The following is a 3,482-nucleotide window of genomic DNA, read 5'->3' on the forward strand; positions in this document are numbered from 1 at the left end:
CCGAGGTCGCGGGCCAGCGCCCGCACGTACGTCCCCGAGGAGACGGTCACCGCCACGTCGAGGTCGAGCACCGGCACCGGGTCGGCCGACACGGTCGACGCCGGGAGGCCGGTCCGCTCCTCGCCCCGCGAGCGCCGGTGGATCGCCGACGGGTCGTCGGCCTCCTCCTGCGGCGGCACGGCGACGCCCCGCCGCGAGGCCAGCACGTCGAAGCTCGCCACCCGCACCGGCCGCCCCTCGAGGGCGACCGTCTCCCCCGCGCGCGCCCGCGCGTAGGAGCGTCTGCCGTCGATCTTGATGGCGCTGACCGTGCTCGGCACCTGGGAGATCTCGCCGGTCAGCGCCCGCACCGCCGCCGCCACCCGATCGGTCGTCAGCGCCTCGACGGCGCCGGCCGGGGCCACGGACGTCGCGACACCCTCGGCGTCGTCGGTCATCGTCGCGACCCCGAGCCGGATCGTCGCCTCGTAGTCCTTGTCGGCGCCGACGAGGTAGGTCAGCAGCCGGGTGCCCTTGTTGACCCCGACGACGAGCACCCCCGTCGCCATCGGGTCGAGGGTGCCCGCGTGCCCGACCTTGCGGGTGCCCGCCAGCCGCCGGCACGCGCCGACGACCTGATGGCTGGTCCACCCGGCCGGCTTGTCGACGACGAGCAGCCCGTCGCCGACGGTCGGGTCGATCGCCCGGGCCATTTTCCCGCCTCCCTACGTGTCACCCGCCTGTCGCCAGGCGTGTCGACAGAACTGCCGCGCGCACCCGAGCGCCCGCCTCAGGCGCGGGGAGCCGCCTCGTCGGCCTCATCGCTCTCGTCGGTGTCGTCCTCGGCCTCGTCCTCGCGCCGGTACGGGTCGGACTCCCCCGCGTACTGCGCGCCGGCGGCCGCCTGCGCGAGCTCGGCGTCGCGGGCCTTGGCCTGCGCGAGCAGGTCTTCCAGGTGCGCGGCGCCCTCGGGGATCGCGTCGGGAATGAACTCCAGCGACGGCGTGAGCCGGATGCCCAGGCCCTTGCCGACGGCGGACCGGATGCGGCCCTTGTTGTCGGCGAGCGCCGCGGCGGTCTGCTCGCGCTCGTGGTCGTCTCCGAAGACGGTGTAGAAGATCGACGCCTGCTGCAGGTCACCGGTGACGCGCACGTCGGTGATGGTGACGAAGCCGAGGCGTTCGTCCTTGAGGCGGCGTTCGATGGTTTCGGCCGCGATGACCTTGATGCGGTCCGCGACCTTGCGTGCCCGTGCCGGGTCGGCCATGGGGGGTCTGCCTTTCGTGTCGCTACGCACGCCACCGCCGACCCCGAGAACTGCGCTGTGCGGTCGCAGCTGCGGTAGGAACCGCAGGTGCGACCACGACGCGCAGTTCTCAGGGTCGTGGGGCGCGCATGGTGGTGCGTCAGGCGCGGGGCTTCTCGCGCATCTCGTACGTCGCGATGACGTCGCCGAGCTGCAGGTCGTTGAACGAGCCCAGGTTGATGCCGCACTCGTAGCCCTCGCGGACCTCGGTGACATCGTCCTTGAACCGTCGCAGACCCGCGACCTCGACGTTCTCGCCGATGACGACGCCCTCGCGGGTGATCCGGGCGCGGGCGCCGCGGCGGATCTCCCCGGAGCGCACGAGCGAACCGGCGATGTTGCCGAACTTGCTCGACCGGAAGATCTCGCGGATCTCGGCCGTGCCCAGCTCGTGCTCCTCGAACTCCGGCTTGAGCATGCCCTTGAGGGCCTGCTCGATCTCCTCGATCGCCTGGTAGATGACCGAGTAGTACCGGATCTCGACGCCCTCGCGCTCGGCGACCTCCGCGTTCTGCCCCTCGGCGCGCACGTTGAAGCCGATGATCACCGCGTTGGAGGCGGCGGCCAGGTTGATGTTGTTCAACGTGATCGCGCCGACGCCGCGGTCGATGATCCGCAGGTCGACCTCGTCGCCCACGTCGATCTGCAGCAGCGCGTCTTCCAGGGCCTCGACCGAACCCGACACGTCACCCTTGAGGATGAGGTTGAGGGTGTCGACCTTGCCGGCCGCGAGGGCCTCGTTGAGGTCCTCCAGGCTGATGCGCTTGCGGGCCTTGGCCAGGCTCGCCTGCCGGTCGGCCGCCTCACGCTTCTCCGCGATCTGCCGGGCGGTGCGGTCGTCGGGGGCCACCACGAAGGTGTCACCCGCCCGGGGCACCGAGCTCAGACCGAGCACCTGCACCGGACGCGACGGCAGGGCCGCCGTGACGTTGTTGCCCGCCTCGTCGAGCATCGCCCGCACACGACCGTGTGCGGAGCCGGCGACGATCGCGTCACCGACGTGCAGCGTGCCGGCCTGCACGAGCACCGTCGCGGTCGCGCCGCGGCCACGGTCGAGGTTGGCCTCGATCGCGACGCCGAGGGCGTCCTTGTCGGGGTTCGCGCGCAGGTCGAGCGCGGCGTCGGCGGTGAGCAGCACCGCCTCCAGCAGGTCGTCGATGTGCAGACCCTGCTTGGCGGAGACGTCGACGAACATCGTGTCGCCGCCGTACTCCTCAGCGATGAGGTTGTACTCGGTCAGCTGCTGGCGCACCTTGGCCGGGTTCGCGCCGTCGACGTCGATCTTGTTGACGGCGACGACGACCGGCACGTCGGCGGCCTGCGCGTGGTTGAGCGCCTCGATGGTCTGCGGCATGACGCCGTCGTCGGCGGCCACGACGAGGATCGCGATGTCGGTCACCTTCGCACCGCGGGCACGCATGGCGGTGAACGCCTCGTGACCGGGGGTGTCGATGAAGGTGATCTTGCGCTCCTGGCCCTCGTGCTCCTTGGTGACCTGGTAGGCACCGATGTGCTGGGTGATGCCGCCGGCCTCGCCCGCGATGACGTTGGCGTTGCGCACGGCGTCCAGCAGGCGCGTCTTTCCGTGGTCGACGTGACCCATGACGGTCACGACCGGAGGCCGTGGCGCCAGGTCGTCGTCTTCCTCGTCGTCGATGCCGTGGTCGAGGTCGATGTCGAACTGCTCGAACAGCTCGCGCTCCTCGTCCTCCGGGGAGACGACCTGGATGTCGTAGCCGAGCTCCTCACCGAGGATCTTGAACGTGTCCTCGTCGAGGCTCTGCGTCGCGGTCGCCATCTCACCGAGGTGGAACAGCACCGTGACCAGGCTCGCCGGGTTCGCGTTGATCTTGTCGGCGAAGTCGGTCAGCGACGCGCCGCGGCGCACCCGCACGATCGTCGAGCCGTCTCCGCGCGGAACGGAGACGCCGCCGATCGTCGGCGCCTGCATCTGCTCGAACTCCTGGCGCTTGGCGCGCTTGGACTTGCGTCCGCGCACCGGCCGGCCGCCACCGCGACCGAAGGCGCCCTGGGCGTTGCCGCGGCCACCGGGACCGCCGGGACGACCGCCGCCGGGACGGAAGCCGCCGCCACCGCCACCGCGGTAACCGCCGCCACCGCCGCCGCCGGGACGACCACCGGGACGGGTCGGGCGCTCACCGGGGCGAGGCACCGACGTCTGGTTCGGCATCATGCC

3 protein-coding genes are annotated in these 3,482 nt (G+C 71.6%); all 3 read right to left on the reverse strand.

The window, feature by feature from the left end:
- On the reverse strand, positions 1 to 692 hold a 692-nt coding region (truB, locus tag PINTE_RS20670), incomplete at its 3' end, for a tRNA pseudouridine(55) synthase TruB (protein ID WP_084343875.1).
- A gap of 77 nt (positions 693 to 769) precedes the next feature.
- On the reverse strand, positions 770 to 1,246 hold the full coding sequence (rbfA, locus tag PINTE_RS20675) for a 30S ribosome-binding factor RbfA (RefSeq protein ID WP_068434365.1): 477 nt from the start codon (positions 1,244 to 1,246) through the stop codon (positions 770 to 772).
- Positions 1,247 to 1,385: 139 nt separating this feature from the next.
- The coding region (gene infB, locus PINTE_RS20680) for a translation initiation factor IF-2 (RefSeq protein ID WP_245643087.1) at positions 1,386 to 3,482 on the reverse strand (2,097 nt) is incomplete at its 5' end.

Source organism: Piscicoccus intestinalis NBRC 104926 (assembly GCF_001515525.1).
GTDB classification, from domain to species: Bacteria; Actinomycetota; Actinomycetes; order Actinomycetales; family Dermatophilaceae; genus Kineosphaera; species Kineosphaera intestinalis.

Coding starts and splice junctions, on each gene's coding strand:
- rbfA (WP_068434365.1), bottom strand. CDS start 1,246: ATGGCCGACCCGGCACGGGCACGCAAGGTCGCGGACCGCATCAAGGTC.